Annotated in this window: 16 protein-coding genes; 15 read left to right on the top strand and 1 reads right to left on the bottom strand. The window is 62.1% G+C overall.

Features of this window, described 5'->3' with window-relative positions; genetic code table 11:
• Positions 1–94 precede the first annotated feature (94 nt).
• From AC1RQI_RS05240 to AC1RQI_RS05170, 15 genes are all read left to right on the top strand, one after another.
• Entirely contained in the window at positions 95–1,837 is a 1,743-nt protein-coding gene (locus tag AC1RQI_RS05240) for an ABC transporter substrate-binding protein (protein WP_481903944.1), read from the top strand.
• A gap of 412 nt (positions 1,838–2,249) precedes the next feature.
• Entirely contained in the window at positions 2,250–3,344 is a 1,095-nt protein-coding gene (locus AC1RQI_RS05235; protein ID WP_481903943.1) for an ABC transporter ATP-binding protein, read from the top strand.
• Positions 3,344–4,447 carry an ABC transporter ATP-binding protein gene (locus AC1RQI_RS05230; RefSeq protein ID WP_416633428.1) on the top strand — a complete coding sequence of 368 codons (1,104 nt, stop codon included), beginning with the start codon at positions 3,344–3,346 and terminating at the stop codon, positions 4,445–4,447. The genes AC1RQI_RS05235 and AC1RQI_RS05230 overlap by 1 nt, the downstream gene beginning before the upstream one ends.
• The gene (locus AC1RQI_RS05225) at positions 4,444–5,307 is read left to right on the top strand and encodes a carbohydrate ABC transporter permease (RefSeq protein ID WP_416633427.1); all 864 of its coding nucleotides are present in this window, start codon (positions 4,444–4,446) and stop codon (positions 5,305–5,307) included. The genes AC1RQI_RS05230 and AC1RQI_RS05225 overlap by 4 nt, the downstream gene beginning before the upstream one ends.
• Before the next feature lie 13 nt (positions 5,308–5,320).
• Positions 5,321–6,127 (top strand): carbohydrate ABC transporter permease, encoded by an 807-nt coding sequence (locus AC1RQI_RS05220; RefSeq protein ID WP_416633426.1) that lies wholly within the window; start codon positions 5,321–5,323, stop codon positions 6,125–6,127.
• A gap of 12 nt (positions 6,128–6,139) precedes the next feature.
• Entirely contained in the window at positions 6,140–6,415 is a 276-nt protein-coding gene (locus AC1RQI_RS05215) for a DUF2160 domain-containing protein (protein WP_416633425.1), read from the top strand.
• A 264-nt stretch (positions 6,416–6,679) separates the two neighbouring features.
• Positions 6,680–8,356: an ABC transporter substrate-binding protein gene (locus AC1RQI_RS05210; protein WP_481903942.1), complete on the top strand. Its 1,677-nt coding sequence runs from the start codon at positions 6,680–6,682 to the stop codon at positions 8,354–8,356.
• 195 nt (positions 8,357–8,551) lie between these two features.
• Positions 8,552–10,558 carry a methyl-accepting chemotaxis protein gene (locus AC1RQI_RS05205; protein ID WP_481903941.1) on the top strand — a complete coding sequence of 669 codons (2,007 nt, stop codon included), beginning with the start codon at positions 8,552–8,554 and terminating at the stop codon, positions 10,556–10,558.
• Between the two features lie 57 nt (positions 10,559–10,615).
• Positions 10,616–11,407, top strand: coding sequence for a triose-phosphate isomerase (tpiA, locus tag AC1RQI_RS05200; RefSeq protein ID WP_481903939.1), 792 nt, complete (start codon positions 10,616–10,618; stop codon positions 11,405–11,407).
• A 67-nt stretch (positions 11,408–11,474) separates the two neighbouring features.
• Positions 11,475–12,185, top strand: a complete 711-nt coding sequence (hutC, locus tag AC1RQI_RS05195) for a histidine utilization repressor (protein WP_481903938.1) — start codon at positions 11,475–11,477, stop codon at positions 12,183–12,185.
• 247 nt (positions 12,186–12,432) lie between these two features.
• Positions 12,433–13,650, top strand: coding sequence for an imidazolonepropionase (gene hutI / locus AC1RQI_RS05190; protein WP_416633421.1), 1,218 nt, complete (start codon positions 12,433–12,435; stop codon positions 13,648–13,650).
• Complete coding sequence (gene hutG / locus AC1RQI_RS05185) at positions 13,640–14,602, top strand: formimidoylglutamase (RefSeq protein ID WP_481903937.1); 963 nt, start codon at positions 13,640–13,642, stop codon at positions 14,600–14,602. Before hutI ends, hutG begins: the two co-directional genes overlap by 11 nt.
• Positions 14,603–14,620: 18 nt before the next feature.
• A complete protein-coding gene (hutU, locus tag AC1RQI_RS05180; RefSeq protein WP_481903936.1) occupies positions 14,621–16,318 on the top strand; it encodes a urocanate hydratase in 1,698 nt (565 codons plus the stop codon).
• Between the two features lie 8 nt (positions 16,319–16,326).
• Positions 16,327–17,859, top strand: a complete 1,533-nt coding sequence (gene hutH / locus AC1RQI_RS05175) for a histidine ammonia-lyase (RefSeq protein WP_481903935.1) — start codon at positions 16,327–16,329, stop codon at positions 17,857–17,859.
• A 79-nt stretch (positions 17,860–17,938) separates the two neighbouring features.
• Entirely contained in the window at positions 17,939–19,285 is a 1,347-nt protein-coding gene (locus tag AC1RQI_RS05170) for a Na+/H+ antiporter family protein (protein ID WP_481903934.1), read from the top strand.
• A gap of 50 nt (positions 19,286–19,335) precedes the next feature.
• On the opposite strand, the gene aceF is transcribed toward AC1RQI_RS05170, so the two are convergent.
• Positions 19,336–21,039 carry a dihydrolipoyllysine-residue acetyltransferase gene (aceF, locus tag AC1RQI_RS05165; RefSeq protein WP_481903933.1) on the bottom strand — a complete coding sequence of 568 codons (1,704 nt, stop codon included), beginning with the start codon at positions 21,037–21,039 and terminating at the stop codon, positions 19,336–19,338.
• Between the last annotated feature and the right edge of the window lie 22 nt (positions 21,040–21,061).

Here is a 21,061-nt window from a genome sequence, read left to right as displayed (position 1 = left end):
AAGACCGCGTCCCACCGTTGAGGGGGTCAGCATCAGCCCCCCCCCAGCGGTCTTGGTTACGCCTGGCTCAAGGACAATTCACGGAGGTTCGAGCATGTACAACAAAAACAAGCACCAGTTAACCCTGCTTCCCCCGGCCGTAATAGGCATTCTCACTATGGCCCTTAGCCTGCATGCCACAGCCGACCAATTCCTGTGGGCCACGCAAAAGTGGGTGGACCAGCATTTCGAGCGTTCCACCCTGACCAGGGCCGAGCAGATCGAGGAGTTGAAATGGTTCACGGAAGCGGCAAAGCCCTTGCGGGGCATGGAAATCACGGTCGTATCAGAGACGATCGCCACCCATCAGTACGAATCCAGGGTGCTGGCCAAAGCGTTTTCTGAAATCACCGGAATCCAGGTCAACCATGTCCTGAAGCCGGAAGGCGAAGTGATCGAAACGCTCCAGACCCAGATGCAGACCGACCGGAACCTCTATGACGGCTACATCAACGACTCCGATCTCATCGGGACCCATTACCGCTCCGGCAAGGTTGTCCCCATCGACGATCTGATGAGAGGGAAAGGGGCTCGCTATACGTTGCCCACACTGGACCTTGATGACTTCATTGGCCTGTCCTTTACGACAGGCCCGGACGGCACCCTGTACCAGCTGCCCGACCAGCAGTTCGCCAACCTTTACTGGTTCCGCGCTGACTGGTTCGCCCGCGATGATCTCCAGAAACGGTTCAAGGAACTCTACGGCTATGAGCTGGGGGTTCCCAGGAACTGGTCAGCCTACGAGGACATCGCCGAATTTTTCACCGAGGACGTCAAGGAGATCAACGGTGAGCCCGTATACGGGCACATGGACTACGGCAAGAAACATCCGTCGCTCGGGTGGCGTTTCACCGATGCCTGGTTTTCCATGGCAGGCGCGGGAGACAAAGGGCTACCCAATGGGACGCCAGTGGACGAATGGGGCGTGCGCGTTGACGATTGCCACCCCGTTGGCGCCAGCGTTGGCCGTGGCGGCGCCACCAACGGCCCCGCAGCCGTTTACGCGATGCGGAAATACGTTAACTGGCTGCACCAGTACGCGCCTCCTGAAGCCCAGGAGATGACGTTTTCCGAAGCAGGGCCGGTCCCCGGAAAGGGCAACATTGCACAGCAGATTTTCTGGTATACCGCCTTTACTGAAAGCATGCTCAAGAACGACCTGCCGGTGGTGAACCGGGATGGCACCCCCAAATGGCGCATGGCGCCGTCCCCTCGCGGCCCCTACTGGGAAGAGGGCATGAAGCTCGGCTACCAGGACGTCGGTGCCTGGACCTTCTTCAAGTCAACGCCCAGAAAACGCCGCCTGGCCGCCTGGCTCTACGCCCAGTTCACAGTCGCCAAGTCCGTGTCACTGGAAAAAACGCTGGCAGGGCTGACCCCGATCCGAAAGTCTGACATCCATTCCGATGTGATGACCGAAATGGCCCCGAAACTGGGCGGCCTGGTGGAATTCTATCGCAGCCCCACCAGGAATCAGTGGACGCCCACCGGGACCAATATCCCGGATTACCCCAAGCTGGCACAGCTCTGGTGGCAGTACATCGGCCGTGCCGCCCAGGGCGAGGCCACCCCCAAGGAAGCCCTGGATGGACTGGCGCAAGCCCTGGACCGGATGCTCAACCGCCTGGACCGGGGCGAGCGGATCGAGCACTGCAAGCCCAAGCTCAATGAGGACGGCAACGCCCGCTACTGGCTGACCCAGCCGGGCGCTCCCAAACCATTACTCGAAAACGAAAAGCCGCCAGGCAAGACCGTCCCCTACCAGGAGCTCCTGGAAACCTGGGAGGAGGCCCGCTAACGACACGCCTCCCTGAGCCGCCTTGCCCCCGCTTGCCGGGAGAGCGCGCCGGCGCTCCCCCGGCAGAGCTCCCTCAAATGAAGCGCGGTATTACGCCTGTTTTTTCCGCACGTCTGCACGACGCCACGGTGTTTGAAAAAGCCAGGCCTGTTCAACAATCCGTTGCAGGGTTGTTCAAAAATCTGTTCAAAATGAACAACTGCTCCCAAACGAACCCACGAAAGCTTCATTCGAAAACCGCGAAACCGACCCAAAATCCCTTCACTGCCAGATGCCTGAATATGTCTATGCGGGAATCTCGAAAAAGCCGGTACAGATCTTGCCCCTTCCACCTCGCAAGCGACTATCCAAGGCACTCCTGACAGCCATTGTGCCGAGGATACCTCTGCCACAAGAACAAGAAGGAAAACGTATGTCCCTAACACTGGAGAACCTCTCCCGTAAGGTCGATGGTGTCGATCACATACGGGAGGCGAACCTGACCTTTGAGGCCGGGTCCTTCAACGTCCTGCTTGGGCGGACGCTCTCTGGCAAGACGTCACTGATGCGCTTGATGGCTGGGCTGGATAAGCCCACCAGCGGCCGCCTGATCTACAACGGCAAGGATGTCACGGGCCAGTCGGTTCAAAAACGCAACATCTCGATGATCTATCAGCAGTTCATCAACTACCCGACCCTGACGGTCTACGACAATATTGCCTCGCCCCTGCGCCTTGCCAGGATGCCAACCGACGAGATCGACCGCCGGGTCAAGGAAACCGCCGCGATGCTGCGTATTGATACGCTGCTCAAGCGCTATCCCCTGGAGCTATCGGGAGGGCAGCAGCAGCGTACGGCCATGGCCAGGGCGCTGGTTAAGGACGCCACCCTTGTGCTGTTCGATGAACCCCTGGTCAACCTGGACTACAAGCTGCGCGAGGAATTGCGTTCGGAGCTGCGGGAGCTGTTCAAGGAGCGCAACTGCATCGCGGTCTATGCCACCACCGAGGCGAACGAGGCGCTGGCACTGAGCGGCACGACCACCCTGCTGCACGAAGGGCGGGTTGTTCAGAGCGGGCCGGTAATGGGGGTTTACCGGGCACCGGTCAATACCCTTGCCGCGCAGCTTTTCAGCGAGCCCCCCATGAACATGATCCATGGTCGCGTCACGGAGACCGAGGTCACGTTTGATCAGTACTCCCATCACGCGCTCACCCAGGACCTGGCGAAACTGCCACCCGGGGACTACTGGTTTGGTATCCGACCCAGCCACACCGCACTGGCTCCCATCAACGATGACGACCTGGAGATGGCCATGGAAGTTGAGCTGAGCGAGATCAGCGGCTCTGAAACCTTCATGCATGTCCAGAACCGCCACTTTGAGATGGTGCTTCAACTGCTGGGGGTTCACCGCTATGAGGAAGGCGCCCCGATCAAGGTCTACCTCCCCATCAACAAACTCTTTGTGTTTGATAGCGATGAAGACCTGGTGCACACGCCATCCGCAATCACAGGAGGGAGCGCCTGATGGCTGAAATACAGCTCAATTCACTGGCCCACAGCTACAGCGCGACGCCCCAGGGGCCGGAGGACTACGCCATCCGCCAGCTGAACCACGTCTGGGAACAGGGCGGGGCTTACGCCCTACTGGGGCCATCCGGCTGCGGCAAGAGCACCATGCTCAACATCATCTCGGGGTTGGTTAAGCCCTCGGAAGGCGATGTGCTCTTTGATGGCACCCGGGTTAACGAGCGCTCGCCCCGGGATCGCAACATCGCGCAGGTTTTCCAGTTCCCGGTCATCTACGACTCCATGACCGTGTTCAACAACCTCGCCTTCCCTCTCAGAAACAGCGGTGTTCCCACTTCCAAGATCAATGCGCGCGTGCACGAGATGGCGGAGGTGCTTGAGCTCCAGGAAAAGCTCTACAAGAAGGCCAAGAACCTGGGGGCGGATGAAAAGCAGAAGGTCTCCATGGGGCGCGGCCTGGTTCGTGACGACGTCTCGGCCATCCTTTTCGATGAGCCGCTGACGGTGATCGACCCCCAGATGAAGTGGAAACTGCGGCGCAAGCTCAAACAGATCCATGAGCGATTCAACATCACCATGGTCTATGTCACCCACGACCAGCTGGAAGCCGCCACCTTCGCCGACAAGATCGCGGTCATGTACGACGGGCAGATTGTTCAGTTTGGATCGCCCACGGAACTGTTCGAGGAACCCAACCACACCTTCGTTGGTTTTTTCATTGGCAGCCCTGGCATGAACCTGGTCGAGGTCGCTCCCTGCGAACAGGGGGTCTGCTTTGGCGAAACCACACTGCCCCTGCCGGCCTGGCAGGTGGAACACCTCCAGCGCATCCAGTCCGACAACATCAAAGTGGGCATCCGGCCGGAATTCGTTCAGCTGTCCCTTATTCCCTCGGACGACACCTACGAAGCAACGGTCAGCCATGTGGAAGATCTGGGCACCTACAAGATGGTCACGGTTCAGCTTGACGCCACGGCCATGAAGGTTCGTCAGGACGAAGAGTTCGACGTCTCCATCGGTGAGAGTGTCCATCTCTCATTTCCCAGCCAATGGCTGAAGCTGTACGTGGATGAATTTCTGGTTCAGGAGCAGCAGCGATGAAAAAAGTCCCGAATAACCACGCCTGGTGGCTGGTACTGCCTGTATTCCTTCTGGTCGCCTTCACAGCCATTATCCCGCTCATGACCGTGGTCAACTACTCCGTACAGGACATCTTCGGCCCCGGTCAGGCCTACTTTGTCGGGACCGAGTGGTTCCGCGAGGTACTTGCCAGTGAGCGCCTGCAGGATTCGCTGGTGCGCCAGTTCATCTTCTCCGGCGCCGTGCTGGCGATCCAGATTCCGCTGGGCATCGGCATCGCGCTGATGATGCCCCAGTCCGGGATCCGGGCCTCCCTGTGTCTGATCCTGATCGCCATTCCCCTGCTGATCCCCTGGAACGTGGTCGGCACCATCTGGCAGATCTTCGGACGCGAGGACATTGGCCTGTTCGGAGCCGGACTGAATACCTTCTTCGACTACAACTACACCGGCGACAGCATCGACGCCTGGTTCACCGTTCTGCTGATGGACGTCTGGCACTGGACACCGCTGGTCGCGCTGCTCTGCTACTCCGGCCTGCGCGCCATCCCGGAAGCGTTCTACCAGGCGGCGGAGGTCGACCGCGCCTCGAAATGGGCCATTTTCCGCTACATCCAGCTTCCACGGCTCAAGAGCGTTCTGATCATCGCGATCCTGCTGCGGTTCATGGACAGCTTCATGATCTACATCGAGCCCTTCGTTCTCACCGGCGGCGGGCCAGGCAGCTCAACCACCTTCCTGAGCCAGACCCTGACCAACATGGCCATCGGCCAGTTCGACCTGGGACGGGCCGCCGCCTTCTCGTTGATCTATTTCCTGATCATATTGCTCATCTCTTGGGTGTTCTTTACGGCCATTACCCAAGACGAAAAAGAACAATAAAAAGGAGATTCCCATGCAACAGACACGTGCCAAGAACATCGGCATTACCCTGCTGATCCTGCTCTGGCTGATGCCGGTCTACTGGTTGCTGAACATGTCGTTCAAGACCAACCAGGAGATCACCGGCAGTCTTACCCTGTGGCCGCACGACTTCACGCTGGCCAACTACGCCGTGATCTTTTCCGACCCCAGCTGGTACAGCGGCTTTCTCAACTCCATTGCCTATGTGTCGATGAACGTCATCATCACCCTGGTGGTGGCATTGCCCGCCGCCTACGCGTTCAGCCGGTACAAGTTCGTGGGAGACAAGCATCTGTTCTTCTGGCTGCTGAGCAACCGCATGGCGCCACCGGCGGTGTTCCTGCTGCCGTTCTTCCAGCTCTACAACACCGTGGGCCTGTTTGATACCTATCTTGGCGTGGCGCTTTCCCACTGCCTGTTCAACGTTCCCCTGGCGGTGTGGATCCTGGAGGGGTTCATGTCCGGCGTGCCCCGGGAGTACGACGAGATGGCCTATATCGACGGCTACAGGTTCCCCAAGTTCTTCGTGAAAGTATTCCTGCCCATGATCCGCTCAGGCATTGGTGTGGCGGCCTTTTTCGCCTTCATGTTCTCGTGGGTGGAGCTGTTGCTGGCACGCACCCTGACCTCGGTCGACGCCCTGCCCATTGGCGCCATCATGACGCGCACAGTAAGTGCCAGCGGCATCGACTGGGGCGTGTTGGCCGCGGCCGGCTCGTTAACAATCATTCCCGGGCTCATGGTGATCTGGTTCGTACGCCATCATGTTGCCAAAGGCTTCGCTCTCGGGCGCGTTTGAAGGAGAAATACCATGCTTGCCTGGATGAACTGGACGCCCAGCGTCGCCATCTTTTTCATTGTGATCGCGGCCATACTGGCAACGATGACCGTTTACGAAATCATCTCGCCCAGTATTGAACGCAAGGGATTCCTGCCAATCCCAACAACCCGGGGGGATCGCCTGTTCATCGGCCTTCTCTCCGCAGCCTACATCCACCTCGCCTTCCTGGCGCTGACCGATATCACCCTTTGGGTGGCGCTGGTGGTGGCGATTGTATGGCAGCTGGTGCTGTTCCGTTGGGGGTGATACACAGCGCTGTCAGGTTCGTTTTCGATAACAAATGGTTCAGGCTTGTGAAAATTTCGAAGACGAACTAGGGTGAAATTGGGAATCAGCGAGCCGTAGCCCTCGGCTCGCGCCTACTTCCAGGTAGCGGCTCTGTTCGCTATGCACAGAAACGAAACAAAACTGTTTCGTTTTATCCACAAAAAACGACCGAGGTTGGATATGACCAAGAACAACAAATATCCTAAGTCCCTGATCTTGAGTACTGCTATCGGCACTTGCGCCATGGCTCTTAGCCTTGGCGCGGGTGCCGACGAGTACTCGGACGCAGCGGAGAAGTGGGTCAACAAGGAGTTCAAGCGGTCCACGCTCACCAAAGAGGAACAGCTCGAAGAGCTGAAATGGTTCGCAGAAGCGGCAGAGCCGTTCCGTGGCATGGAAATCAATGTGGTTTCGGAAACGCTCGCCACGCACAAGTACGAATCCAATGTGCTGGCTGAAGCCTTTTCCGAGATCACGGGGATCAAGCTGAACCATACGCTGATCACGGAAGGCAACGTCATCGAGAAGCTGCAGACGCAGATGCAGTCCGGGCGCAACATCTATGACGGCTACGTCAATGACTCCGACCTGATCGGCACCCACCTGCGCTACGGGAAGGTGGTTCCGGTCGATACGATCATGGACAACAACCCGCAGCTGACGCTGCCGACACTGGACCTGGACGACTTCATTGGGCTGGATTTCACAACCGGCCCGGACGGCACCCTGTACCAGCTGCCCGACCAGCAGTTCGCCAACCTCTACTGGTTCCGGGCGGACTGGTTCGCACGCGAGGACTTCAGGAAACAGTTCAAGGAGATCTACGGCTATGAACTGGGCGTGCCCAAGAACTGGTCGGCCTACGAGGACATCGCGGAGTTCTTCACCGAGCATGTGGAAGAAATAGACGGCGAACGCGTCTATGGCCACATGGACTACGGCAAGAAAGACCCGTCACTGGGGTGGCGCTTTACCGACGCCTGGTTCTCCATGGCAGGCGGCGGTGACAAGGGGCTGCCCAATGGCGTACCCGTGGACGAATGGGGCGTGCGCGTGGACGATTGCCACCCGGTCGGCGCCAGCATGAGCCGCGGCGGTGCCACCAATGCGCCGCCAGCGGTCTATGCCACCACCAAATACGTGAACTGGCTTGAAGACTACGCCCCACCGGAAGCCCAGGGCATGACCTTCTCCGAAGCCGGCCCGGTCCCCGCCCAGGGCAACGTCGCGCAACAGATTTTCTGGTACACGGCGTTCACCGAAAGCATGCTTAAAGAGGACCTGCCGGTGGTCAACGAGGACGGCACGCCCAAGTGGCGCATGGCCCCCTCCCCGCGCGGCCCCTACTGGGAAGAGGGCATGAAGCTGGGTTATCAGGACGTTGGCTCCTGGACCTTCTTCGACTCCACGCCCAAGAAACGTCGCCTGGCGGCCTGGCTCTACGCCCAGTTCACCACCGCCAAGTCCGTTTCGCTTGAAAAGACCGTCGCGGGCCTGACACCCATTCGCGAGTCCGACATTGAATCCGATGTCATGACCGAAATGGCACCGCGGCTGGGTGGCCTGGTGGAATTCTACCGCAGCCCGGCCCGGGTTCAGTGGACGCCCACCGGCACCAATATCCCGGACTATCCCAAGATGGCCAACCTGTGGTGGCAGTATGTCTCGCAGGCGGCCAGTGGCGAGAAGACGCCCCAGCAGGCCCTGGACGGTCTGGCCAAGGCCCAGGACAGCATCATGAACCGCCTCGAGCGCGCCCAGGTTATGGAAACCTGTGGACCCAAGCTGAACGAGACGCGTGATCCCCAGTACTGGCTCGACCAGCCGGGCTCGCCCAAGCCCAAGCTCGAGAATGAAAAGGTGCAGGGCAAGACCGTTCCCTACAAGGAACTGCTGAAGACCTGGGAGCAGGCCCGCTAGGGCTGGCTTCCACGGGCCCGGCGTCGCGGCCCAACCCGTGACGGCCAGGGCCCGGTTTTCCGCTGGGTCTGGTTGCCGCCGGATTGCTCCCCCTTTCCCTCCCAACTAGGCTCCAGTACAGGCCAAGCGCCGCCCCTTTTCGCCAATGGCGCGCGTCACGCCTACTCCTGTCCACACGGAAAACGGGCCAGAACAATGACAAGAATCTCTGTAATCCATCGCCTGTACGCCGGTTTTGGGGTGCTTTGCCTGATCATTGTGGGATGGGGGCTGTTCAACCTGTCGGTGTTAACGGCCTTTTCGGACACCACAAACAGGCTGGCAACAGACGTCTTCCCCCTGGATGGCCTGATCAAGGATCTACGGACCAACCGAGGGGAAGCCAAGACCCAATCGCTGGCGGTTGTGGCGGCATCCAGTGAGGAGCAGCTCAGCCAAAGGCTGGCAAGCCTCAACAGCGCGATCGATAACCTCCAAGCCCGCACCAAGGCGCTCAACACCCGGTTTGAGGCGGACGGGACCGGTGACCTTCAAACCACCCTCGAGAAGCTCCGCGCCAGGGTTAAGCGCCTGAGCCAGGTTGCCGAGCGCATCGCCACCTCCAAAAAACGTGTGCTCGCGGTTTCCGGCGCAGTTGACGAGGGTCTCTCGGCCTTTCTTGCCAACAACGGCGAGATGAAGCGGTTACTGATCCGCGAGGGGACCGCGCCCGCCGGCGACGACATCTACATCCGTGACCTCTTTACCACCGTCATGAACGGGCTCACCAACATAGAGCTCCAGATTATGCGGCTGGTGCAGACCGAAGACCCGGAAGAACTGAAAAAAGTGGTGGAAGACCTGCGCTTCAGTACCAGCACCTGGGTTCCCGACATCAACGCACTGGTGGCCGAGGTGCCGAGGCTGGAACCGCTTCCGCCCCTGGTCACCACCTTCAAGCAGTCCGTTAATTCGCAAGACGGCGTCATCAGCCAGTACCAGAGTTTCCAAACCGCTCGCCAGCAGCTCAGGGACTCCACAGCGGAGGCCGACCAGTTGCTGGCCTCCATTGGCGAACAACTGGACCAACTCGACCAGTCTCTCAGCCAGGAGGCTACCGGCATTGTGGAGGCGCTGGCCCAGAGCGTGCGCCGGTCGGAGCAGCTCATCTACGTGCTGCTGCCGCTGGTCGTGCTGCTGTCCATCGCCGCCTCATTCTGGCTGGGCCGCATGATCAGCACCCCACTCCAGGCAACACTGAGACACCTGGCAACGATGGCGGCGGGTGACTATTCCAGAAGACTCGAATTCAGGGCCTCGGGGGAATTCACCGATCTCAAGTCATCGGTCAACCAGTTGGCGGACACGATGGCAACCGTACTCGACCAGCTCCAGGAATCGGGTCACGGCATGGCCGTTATTGCCTCGGACAATGCCAGGTTCGCACGGGATTTCAACGAGCGAATACAGAAGCAATCCGATGAGCTCAGCTCCATTGCCAGCTCCATGAGCGAAATGGAGGCGTCGGGACGGGAGGTAGCCGAGTCGGTGCGGGAAACCCACTCCCTTGTTGAGAATGCCAATCGCCAGATCAACGACAACCTCGAGTCTTCAGATCAGGCGCGACGCTGTGTCGATGACCTGGAAGCGCAAGCGAAACAAACCTCCGAAAAGCTGAAGCAGCTGGAAACCGCCTCCATGGACATCAGCCGGATCACCGAGACAATCGACGACATTGCTGGCCAGACCAACCTGCTGGCATTGAATGCGGCCATTGAATCCGCCAGGGCGGGGGAGGCAGGACGCGGTTTCGCTGTTGTCGCGGATGAGGTTCGTGGTCTCGCCCGCAAGACGACGGAGAGCACCGATACGATCCGGAACCTGGTGACCAGACTCCAAGCGGAGGCGTCGGAATCGGTGACTTCCATGGACGCCAGCTTCGAGCAACTGGCGTCGGTCAAGAACCTGATGATCAACCTCTCCGAGGGGGCCGGGCACATCCAGACCGCCATTTCGGAGATCCAGCAGCGCGCCGAGCAGGTCCGGGCGGGCATGGATGAGCAGGAAGGTGTCAGCCAGATGGTGTCAGGCCAAGTCAACGAGATCAGCTCCGCCGCCACGCAAAGCCGAGAGGCAATCAACCAGCTGGTCACAACCTGTGACCGTCTTTCAGAGTCGGTGAACGATATCGAGCAACTGATGGGCAAGTTCCAAACCCATTAATGCTGCCAGCGTGATTCGTTTGGGCTCTGGAGGCCTAACCAACAGAGGAGCAAAACAATGAGACAACCTGCCTTGATCGGCAACTGGAAAATGAATGGCAGCCTGCAGGCAAACCAGGAGTTGCTCCTGCGGATTATCCCGGGTCTGAGGCCCTTTGCGACCGGGATGGACATCGCGGTCTGTCCGCCTGCGCCCTACCTTTTCCAGATCCGGGAATCGCTCAGCCAAACCGGACTCCAGATGGGCGCCCAGAATGTCTCGGGTTTCCGCGCGGGCGCACACACCGGTGAAATGAGCGCGCCCATGCTCCAGGAGCTGGGCTGTCATTACGTACTGGTCGGGCACTCCGAGCGCCGCCTGGAGCACGCGGAATCCAATAGAGCGGTCGCCGCCAAGTTTGCCGCCGTCCTGGAGGCCGGCATGACCCCGGTTCTCTGTGTGGGCGAGACCCTGGAGGAACGGCAGGCGGGCAATACCGACCACGTGATCCAGCAGCAGCTCCAGGCAGCCGTCGACAAGGTAGCCCTGTCGGGCCTCGGTCAAGGGCTTGTCGCCTATGAACCAGTATGGGCCATCGGCACGGGCGAGGTTGCAACGCCGTCCCAGATTTCAGACGTACACCAGTCCATCCGCGCCTTCCTGGCTGCCAGCGACCCCACAGGCTCGGCGGGCAGCCAACTGCGGATCCTTTACGGGGGCAGCGTCAAGGCGGGCAATGCGCTTGAGATTTTCAGCCTGGCCGATGTGGATGGTGGGCTGATCGGTGGCGCGTCGCTACATGCGGACGACTTCGTCGCTATTGGCCGCTCACTGGCTGAATCGGCGGGTCTCCAGGCGAAGAAAGGATAACCCTGTCACGCCCATCCGCTCCCGGTGTTAAACTGCGAGCCCCGGATTATTCGCATCAGGACCTGGCATGGGCAGCACGGTTCCGCTTTACCTGAAAATTGAAAATCACCTTCTCGACAGGATCCGCAGTGGGGAATGGCCCCCCAGCCACCAGATCCCGCCGGAAGAACAGCTGGCCCGGGATTTCAATGTCAGCCGGATGACCGCCAACCGCGCGATCCGCAATCTCGTCCAGCAGGGCTACCTTACCCGCCAGATCGGGCTGGGGACCTTTGTGACCGATCCCCGGGCGGAATCGTCCCTGATGGAGGTGCACAACATCGCCACGGAGGTCACCAGCCGCGGCCATGCCTATGCCTGCCAGGTGCTGCGGGCGGAAGCAATCGAAGCGGGTGACGAGGTGTCCATGCGCCTGGGCGTGCGCCTGGGCGCGCGCGTGTTCCACACCCTGATCATCCACTACGAGGACGACGTGGCGATCCAGCTTGAGGACCGTTACGTGAACCCGCGCAGCGTCCCGGATTACCTGGATCACGACTTCCAGTCCCGGACCCCCCATGACGTCCTGGTCGCTGCCTGCCCCATCAGTGACGTGGAGCATGTCGTTGAGGCCGTCCTCGTGGACTCCGACACCGCCAAGCGGCTCCAGATCACGGAGCAGCAGCCCTGCCTGCGAATGATCCGCCGTACCTGGTCGGACGAACACCTGGTCAGTTACGCCCGGCTGATCCATCCCGGCCACCGCTACAAGCTGCGCTCCGCCCTTCACCGGGCCTGACGCCGGGCAGGCCGGGCTGCGCGGCTTTCGGCCTTTTTGTATAGACAATCAACTGAACCGCCCCGGAGAACCCCAGTGACCTGTTACAAATCCAATCCAACCCAATTTTTCTGCTGTAACAGGGGCCTGCAAAACAAACCCTGAAACCTCCGAATCCCCATACAGCTTCATTTCTTGACAGAGCCCCTATCGTCGGCCAACTTTTGAGCTAAATTGTATATACAAATAGCACAACAAGAGGGGGCCTATGACCAATACCGAAAGCCCCCGCCTTCTATGGCGGGATGTCACGGTCTTTGACGGGATCACGACCCGGGATGAGCCCATGGCCGTCCTGGTCGAGGGCAACCACGTTGCCCGCCTGCTTCCAATGCCAGAGCTGGACGGCATGGATACCACCGGCTGTCGTGAGATGGGGCGAGGCGGGGTGCTGACCCCCGGGCTGATTGACTGTCACACCCACCTGGTGTTCGGCGGTCAGCGGGCCGGCGAGTTCGAGGCACGCCTGGAAGGCGTGAGCTATGAAACCATCGCCCGCCAGGGCGGCGGCATCCTGAGTTCAGTGCGGGCCACGCGTGAAGCCGACGAGGACACCCTCTTCAATGCCGCCCAGCGTCGCCTGCAAGCAATGATGGCGGATGGCGTCACCTCGGTGGAAATCAAGTCCGGCTATGGCCTGAGCGTGGCGGACGAACTCAAGATGCTGCGCGTCGCGCGGCGGCTGGGCGAGACGCTGCCGGTGCGCGTGACCACGACACTGCTTGGCGCCCACGCCCTGCCAACAGAATACCGCGACGACAGCGATGCCTACATCGACCTGGTCTGCAACCAGATGATTCCCGAAGCCGCCGCCCAGGGCCTGGCCGATGCCGTCGACGTCTTCTGCGAGACCATCGCCTTCTCCGTGGCGCAATGCGAACGCGTCTTCCAGGCGGCACTGGACCATGGCCTGGCCATCAAGGCGCACGCCGAGCAGCTCTCCAACCAGGGCGGCGCGGCCCTGGCGGCCCGTTACGGTGCCTTGTCGGCCGACCACATCGAGTTCCTGGACCAGCCCGGCATCACCGCCATGAAAGACCATGGCACCGTGGGCGTACTCCTGCCCGGGGCCTTCCACACGTTGCGGGAGACTCAGCTGCCACCGGTACAGGCACTGCGGGACGCTGGCGTTCCCATGGCGGTCGCCACCGACGGCAATCCAGGCACCTCGCCGCTGTTCATGCCCACCCTCATGCTCAACATGGCCTGCACCCTGTTCCGGCTGACCCCCCGTGAGGCCCTGGCCGGAATGACGGCCCATGCCGCCGACGCGCTGGGCCGGAGTGACCTGGGCCGTATTGAGGAAGGCGCGCCAGCGGACCTGTGCCTCTGGGATGTGGCAACCCCCGCCGAGCTCAGCTATGCCGTACAGCCCGGCCGGCTGCGCCAGCGGATCTGCAACGGGGAGGTGCATCATGCCGACTGAACGCCCCTTCGACGCCGCCCTCTGGCAGGGCCGGACCGATCCGGAACCGGACAGCGACCGTTGGCACCAGCGGATCCAGCCACTTGAGGCCAGCTCGGCACCAGGGACCGCGCTCCTGGGTTTTGAAACCGACGCCGGCGTGGCCCGCAACAAGGGGCGCACGGGCGCCGCCCAGGGGCCGGATGCCATCCGCCAGGCCCTGGCACCACTGGCCTGGCACCGCGACGCCCCGGTCTATGACGGCGGCAACCTGGCCTGCGAGGGCGATGAGCTGGAAGCCGCCCAGGATGCCATGGCCGCACGGGTCGCAGGCACACTCGATGCCGGCCACCAACCGGTTGTCCTTGGCGGCGGCCATGAAATCGCCTACGCCAGCTGGTCTGGACTGGCGCAACACCTCGAAGGCAGCGAGCAACCGCCACGGGTCGGCATCATCAACCTGGACGCCCACTTCGACCTGCGCAATCCGGACCACGGCCGCTCTTCCGGCACCCCCTTCGCCCAGATGGCCCGGGACTGTCAGTCACGGGGCTGGTCCTTCCAGTACGCCTGCCTGGGTGTCAGCCGGGCATCCAACACCCGGGCCCTTTTCGATCAGGCACAGGCCCTGAATGTGCAGATCCACGAGGACCGGGCGTTCCAGGGCGCCAACATGGAACGGATCATCCGCGAACTGGAACGCTTCATCGTCCAGTGCCGCCACCTTTACCTGAGCATTGACCTGGATGTATTGCCGGCGGCGGAAGCCCCCGGCGTCAGTGCCCCGGCGGCGCGTGGCGTACCGCTGGCCATGCTGGAGCCCATCATTGATCGGGTGCGCGACAGCGGCCGGCTGCGGGTGGCCGACATTGCCGAGCTCAACCCTGCGTTCGACATCGATAAACGGACCGCCCGTGTTGCGGCACGGCTGGTCCATCAACTCACCCTGACTGGCGATGCCGCCGGCCACTGATCAAGCGAGGATTGACCGATGACCAACAACGACAAGCGTCACGACCCCGACCGGGCGATCGGTGCCCCCACCGGCAGCGAACGCTCCTGCAGGAGCTGGCTGACCGAGGCGCCGCTGCGCATGCTGATGAACAACCTCCACCCCGACGTGGCCGAACGCCCTGAAGACCTGGTGGTCTACGGCGGGATCGGTCGTGCCGCCCGGGACTGGGAATGCTACGACACGATCGTCGAGACCCTCCAGCGTCTGGAAGACAATCAGTCGCTGCTGATCCAGTCCGGCAAGCCGGTCGGAGTATTCGAGACCCATGAGAACGCCCCACGGGTTCTCATCGCCAACTCCAACCTGGTACCGGCCTGGGCGAACTGGGAACACTTCAACGAACTGGACCGCCAGGGACTGATGATGTTCGGCCAGATGACGGCCGGCTCCTGGATCTACATCGGCTCCCAGGGCATCGTCCAGGGCACCTATGAAACCTTTGTCGAGGCCGGCCGCCAGCACTACGAGGGCAAACTGGCCGGTCGCTGGATCCTGACCGCCGGTCTGGGCGGCATGGGCGGGGCCCAACCGCTGGCGGCCACCCTCGCCGGCGCCTGCTCGCTGACCATCGAGTGCCAGCAATCACGCATTGATTTCCGCCTGCGCACCCGCTACCTCGACGAGCAGGCGCAGGACCTGGACGACGCCCTGGCCCGCATCGACCACTACACCCAGCAAGGCCAGGCGGTTTCCATTGGTCTGTGCGCCAACGCCGCCGATGTACTGTCGGAGCTGGTGCGCCGTGGCGTGCGGCCGGACATGGTGACCGACCAGACCAGTGCCCACGACCCGCTTAACGGCTATCTGCCCTCGGGCTGGACCTGGGACGAGTACCGCCTGCGTGCCGACAGCGAGCCGGACACCACCAGCCGGGCAGCCAAGCAGTCCATGGCGACCCACGTCCGGGCCATGCTGGATTTCCAGGCAATGGGCGTCCCTACCTTCGACTATGGCAATAACATCCGCCAGATGGCCCAGGAGGAAGGCGTTGATAACGCCTTTGACTTCCCAGGCTTTGTCCCGGCCTATATCCGGCCCCTGTTCTGCCAGGGCATTGGCCCCTTCCGCTGGGCGGCGCTGTCCGGTGACCCGGAAGACATCTACAAGACCGATGCCAAGGTCAAGGAACTGATCCCGGACGATCCCCACCTGCACAACTGGCTCGACATGGCCCGGGAGCGCATCAGCTTCCAGGGGCTGCCGGCGCGCATCTGCTGGCTGGGCCTGAAGGACCGGGCGCGGCTGGGGCAGGCGTTCAACGAGATGGTCCACAACGGCGAGCTGAAGGCGCCGGTGGTCATCGGTCGCGATCACCTTGATTCCGGTTCAGTCGCCAGCCCCAACCGCGAAACCGAGTCCATGATGGATGGCAGCGATGCGGTATCCGACTGGCCCCTGCTCAACGCCCTTCTGAACACCGCGGGCGGTGCTACCTGGGTCTCCCTGCATCACGGCGGTGGTGTTGGCATGGGCTACTCCCAGCATGCCGGCGTGGTCATTGTGGCGGACGGAACCGACGAGGCCCACGCGCGCCTGGGCCGGGTCCTGCACAACGACCCGGGGAGCGGTGTCATGCGCCATGCCGATGCCGGCTATGACATCGCCCGGCGCTGCGCCGCCGACAACGGTCTCGATCTGCCGATGGTCGGCGATCATGAATCATCCAACCAGTGAGGTCCGCCATGAGTGAACTAACCATTCGCGCCGGGGAGATGACGCTGCAGCAGGCACGCCATCTGTACCAGTCGCCGGTCCGGGTAACCCTGCCCGACGCCGCCAATGCCAACGTCCAGGCAGCCGTGGACTGCGTGAACCGCGTGGTGGCCGAGGACCGGACCGTCTACGGCATCAACACAGGCTTCGGCCTGCTGGCCCAGACCCGCATCGAACGCGACCAGCTGGAGAACCTGCAGCGCTCACTCGTGCTGTCCCATGCCACCGGCGTGGGTGAGGCGCTGAGCGATGACCTGGTCCGGCTGATCATGGTCCTGAAGGTCAACTCGCTGGCCCGGGGCTATTCCGGCACCCGCCGGGAGGTACTGGATGCCCTGACCGCCCTGGTGAACGCCGGGGTCTACCCGCATATCCCGGTCAAGGGCTCGGTGGGTGCCTCCGGCGATCTCGCGCCGCTGGCCCATATGAGTGTGGTGCTTCTGGGCGAGGGCAGCGCCCGCCACCGTGGCGAATGGCTCTCCGGGGCCGAAGCATTGAAAGTGGCAGGGCTTGAGCCCCTGTCCCTGGCGCCCAAGGAGGGCCTGGCCCTGCTGAACGGCACCCAGGTCTCCACCGCCTACGCCCTGAAGGGGCTGTTCGAGGCCGAGGACCTCTTTGCCGCCGCCACGGTGTGCGGCTCACTGACGGTGGAGGCGACGCTGAGCTCGCGCGCGCCCTTTGATGCCCGCATCCACGAGGTGCGCGGCCAGCCGGGCCAGATTGACGCGGCGGCCGCCTACCGGGATCTGCTGGGCGAACGCAGCGCGGTGAGCGATTCGCACATCAACTGCGGCAAGGTCCAGGACCCCTACTCACTGCGCTGCCAGCCCCAGGTCATGGGCGCCGCCCTCACCCAGATCCGCCAGGCCGCCGAGGTACTGGCCATTGAGATCAACGCCGTCTCGGACAATCCCCTGGTGTTCGCCGCCGAGGACGACGTCATTTCCGGGGGGAACTTCCATGCCGAGCCGGTCGCCATGGCCGCGGATAACATCGCCCTCGCCATTGCCGAGATCGGGTCGCTCACCGAGCGCCGGATCTCGTTGATGATGGACCAGAACATGTCCCAGCTGCCGCCGTTTCTGGTGGAAAACGGGGGCATGAACTCCGGATTCATGATTGCCCAGGTGACAGCGGCGGGTCTGGCCAGCGAAAATAAGGCGCTTTCGCACCCCCACAGCGTGGACAGCCTGCCGACATCCGCCAATCAGGAGGATCACGTCTCCATGGCGCCCGCGGCCGGCAAGCGCTTGTGGGAAATGGCGGATAATGCCCGGTCCGTGCTGGCCATTGAATGGCTGGCCGCCTGCCAGGGCCTGGATTTCAGGGAGGGATTGACCACCACCGAGGTGCTGGAGAAGGCGCGCCATACGCTGCGTGCCAGGGTGACGTATTACGATCGTGACCGTTTCTTCGCCCCCGACATCCAGGCGGCAACCGAGCTGTTGCAACAACGCACGCTCAATGACCTCGTGGCAAGGAGGCTGTTGCCCAGCCTCTGAGCCAGATGCTGCCCCCGGTCACATTCCGGGGGCCCGGGGAAATACCAAAAACAAGTACTCACCTCCAGGAGCCTATCCAATGAACGCTGTTGTCCTGGCCATCCTCGTGATGGTTTCCCTCAGTCTTGCCCGTGTTTCCGTTGTCTTCGCCCTCATCGTGGCCACCCTGGTGGGCGGTCTCTGGGCCGGCATGCCCATTAACGATATCCTGAGCGCGTTCAATGACGGACTGGGCGGGGGCGCCAAGGTGGCCCTGTCCTACGCCGTGCTCGGGGCCTTCGCCGTGGCGCTGTCCCGTTCAGGGATCACCCAGCTGCTGTCGCGCAAGGCGATTGATAAACTGCATCTTGATGAAGGGATTCCGCACCGCCAACGCATCATCCTGATGGTGCTCGGGGTCCTGCTCGCCGCCGCCGTGAGCTCACAGAACCTGATCCCCGTGCATATTGCCTTCATCCCGGTCCTGGTCCCGCCCCTGCTGAAGTTCATGAACCACCTGCAGCTGGACCGCCGGGCCGTCGCCTGTGTCATCACCTTTGGCATTACAGCGCCCTATATGCTGCTGCCCGTGGGCTTCGGCTCCATCTTCCTCCACGACCTGCTGCTGGCGAACATCAACGAAAGCGGCGCGGACATGGGCCTGACGGTCACCGAGGACATGGTTCCCCTGGCTATGGGCATCCCCATCAGCGGCATGGCCATTGGTCTGATCGTGGCGGTGTTCTTCACTTATCGCGGCAAGCGTGACTACGAGGACCGGGACCTGGCCCATGGTGAGGAAACGCCGGAGGAAGCAGCCAGCCACCTGAAGCTGTGGCAGAAGGGGGTGTTGGCCCTATCACTGATCGGGACGGTCGCCGTCCAGCTGCTCAGTGGCTCCATGGTGGTTGGCGGAATCTTCGGCTTCGCGATCCTGTCTGTGAGCGGCGTGTTCCGCTGGCGCGAACAGGATACGGTCTTCACTGAGGGCATGCGCATGATGGCCCTGGTGGGCTTCATCATGATTTCCGCTTCCGGCTTTGCCAGCGTTATGGAAGCCAGTGGCGCCGTGGAATCGCTGGTCACCAGCTCCACCGAGGTCATTGGTGACAACCCCGGGCTGGCTGCCCTGGTGATGCTGGTGGTGGGCCTGTTCATCACCATGGGAATCGGGTCGTCGTTCTCAACGATCCCCATCATCGCCTCGCTCTACGTGCCCCTGGCGCTGAACTTCGGCTTCTCTCCCATGGCCACGGTGGCACTGGTGGGAACAGCAGCAGCCCTGGGGGATGCGGGGTCACCAGCATCCGACTCCACGCTGGGCCCTACTGCCGGGCTGAACGCCGACGGCCAGCACGACCACATCTGGGACAGCGTGGTTCCAACCTTTATCCACTATAACGTGCCGCTGATTGCGTTTGGCTGGATTGCCGCCATGACCCTCTAACGGCCGCTGAAGCGCGCCCCGGCCCTCCCTGCGGGCCGGGGCCACGGCCCCTACATCAGCAACTCACGCAGGTCCCCAAGAACCCGGGACAACAGGGTGGTAAAACGGGCGGCGTCCGCGCCGTTGATGGCCCGGTGGTCGTAGGACAGCGACAGCGGCAGCATCAGCCGCGGCTCAAACTGTGCGCCATCCCAGACCGGTTCCATGGCCGCCTTGGAAGCACCAAGGATCGCCACCTCAGGCGAATTCACAATGGGCGTAAACGCGGTTCCCCCAATACCTCCCAGGCTGGTGATGGTGAAACAGGCCCCGCTCATGTCGTTATTCGTGAGCTTTTTGTCCCGTGCCTTGCCAGCGAGCTCCTGGGCCTCTTCAGCCAACTGCCAGATGCTCTTGCGGTCCACATCCCGGACCACGGGCACCACCAGCCCATTGGGCGTATCCACCGCAATGCCGATATGGCAGTAGTGCTTCTGGATGATCTGCTCGTTCGCCATGTCCAGTGACACGTTGAACTGCGGATAGGTCCTCAGGGCGTGGGCGCAGGCCTTCATCAGGAAGGGCAGCATCGTCATCTTCACACCCCGCTTCTCGCCTTCCGTCTTGTGGCTCTTGCGGAAGTCTTCGAGGTCGGTGATGTCCGCCTTGTCGAACTGGGTCACGTGCGGCACGTTCAGCCAGCTCCGGTGCATGCCGTAAGCGGTCACCCGCTGGATCTTGGTCATCGACTGGCGCTCGATCTCGCCGAACTGGCTGAAATCGGGCAATGCCACCTCGGGGATGCCGGCCCCACCACTGGCGGGCTTAGTGCCACCGGATTGGAGCTGGCTGCGCACCCACGCCTGGACGTCTTCCTTGAGGATACGCCCCTTGGGCCCACTGCCCTGGATCCGCTGGAGGTCCGCGCCGAACTCGCGCGCGATGCGGCGCACGGCGGGCCCGGCGTGGACGCGCTTGGCCGGGGCCGGCTGGGTTGTTTCAGCCGGGACGCTGGCGGCACTGGCTGAGCTGGCCTGGCTCCGGGGCGAATCGCCAGCGGAACCCGCGCCTTCAGAAGCACCCTGCGCTTCGCCACTCGAACCTTGCGCCTCGTTCCCTACTCCTTGCGCCTCACTCCCCGTTGCCTGCTCCTTACCGCCTTCAGCTCCAGAGCCGCTGCCTGCGACTTCCAGCATTCCAACGACATCCCCTTCCTTGAGGGTATCGCCCTCCTTAACGTCGAGACGGGTAATTCTCCCTGCAGCCGGGGCCGGCATTTCCACGGTGGCTTTGTCGGACTCCAGCTCCAGCAGTGGATCCTCAGCGTTCACCGAATCACCAACACTGACGAGGACGCCGACGATTTCCACCGAATCGGCACCCCCCAGTTCGGGCACATGGATCGTCTGCTCACCACCGGACGGCGCCTGGTCCTGCTGCGGAGCCGTTTCCTCAGCGGGGGCATCCGGCGCCTGATCGTCATCACCAGCTGGCGCCGCTTCGTGCTCCTCGCTCCCTGCAGCTCCTTCCTGGCTTTCCCCAACCTCCATCATGCCCACGAGGTCGCCTTCCTTCAGCGCATCCCCCTCATTCACATCGAGTCGGGTGATCTTTCCGGTTGCCGGTGCCGGCAGTTCCACGGTGGCCTTGTCGGACTCCAGTTCCAGCAGCGGGTCCTCGGCATTCACCGAATCACCCACGCTGACCAGAACACCGACAATCTCAACCGAGTCCGCGCCACCCAGCTCGGGAACCCGGATCGCCTGTTCACTCATAATGCGGTATCTCCTTGTACTA

Source organism: Salicola sp. AFF1 (genome assembly GCF_056783195.1).
Note: the sequence above shows the minus strand (reverse complement) of the source record. Positions and strands in the feature narration are given on the sequence as shown.

Bases quoted from the DNA above. Each gene is read 5' to 3' on its own strand.
- AC1RQI_RS05235 (WP_481903943.1), top strand. From the start codon at position 2,250: ATGTCCCTAACACTGGAGAACCTCTCCCGTAAGGTCGATGGTGTCGAT.
- AC1RQI_RS05220 (WP_416633426.1), top strand. From the start codon at position 5,321: ATGCAACAGACACGTGCCAAGAACATCGGCATTACCCTGCTGATCCTG.
- tpiA (WP_481903939.1), top strand. From the start codon at position 10,616: ATGAGACAACCTGCCTTGATCGGCAACTGGAAAATGAATGGCAGCCTG.
- AC1RQI_RS05205 (WP_481903941.1), top strand. From the start codon at position 8,552: ATGACAAGAATCTCTGTAATCCATCGCCTGTACGCCGGTTTTGGGGTG.
- AC1RQI_RS05170 (WP_481903934.1), top strand. From the start codon at position 17,939: ATGAACGCTGTTGTCCTGGCCATCCTCGTGATGGTTTCCCTCAGTCTT.
- hutH (WP_481903935.1), top strand. From the start codon at position 16,327: ATGAGTGAACTAACCATTCGCGCCGGGGAGATGACGCTGCAGCAGGCA.
- hutI (WP_416633421.1), top strand. From the start codon at position 12,433: ATGACCAATACCGAAAGCCCCCGCCTTCTATGGCGGGATGTCACGGTC.
- hutC (WP_481903938.1), top strand. From the start codon at position 11,475: ATGGGCAGCACGGTTCCGCTTTACCTGAAAATTGAAAATCACCTTCTC.
- hutU (WP_481903936.1), top strand. From the start codon at position 14,621: ATGACCAACAACGACAAGCGTCACGACCCCGACCGGGCGATCGGTGCC.
- AC1RQI_RS05210 (WP_481903942.1), top strand. From the start codon at position 6,680: ATGGCTCTTAGCCTTGGCGCGGGTGCCGACGAGTACTCGGACGCAGCG.
- AC1RQI_RS05215 (WP_416633425.1), top strand. From the start codon at position 6,140: ATGCTTGCCTGGATGAACTGGACGCCCAGCGTCGCCATCTTTTTCATT.
- AC1RQI_RS05240 (WP_481903944.1), top strand. From the start codon at position 95: ATGTACAACAAAAACAAGCACCAGTTAACCCTGCTTCCCCCGGCCGTA.
- hutG (WP_481903937.1), top strand. From the start codon at position 13,640: ATGCCGACTGAACGCCCCTTCGACGCCGCCCTCTGGCAGGGCCGGACC.
- aceF (WP_481903933.1), bottom strand. From the start codon at position 21,039: ATGAGTGAACAGGCGATCCGGGTTCCCGAGCTGGGTGGCGCGGACTCG.
- AC1RQI_RS05225 (WP_416633427.1), top strand. From the start codon at position 4,444: ATGAAAAAAGTCCCGAATAACCACGCCTGGTGGCTGGTACTGCCTGTA.
- AC1RQI_RS05230 (WP_416633428.1), top strand. From the start codon at position 3,344: ATGGCTGAAATACAGCTCAATTCACTGGCCCACAGCTACAGCGCGACG.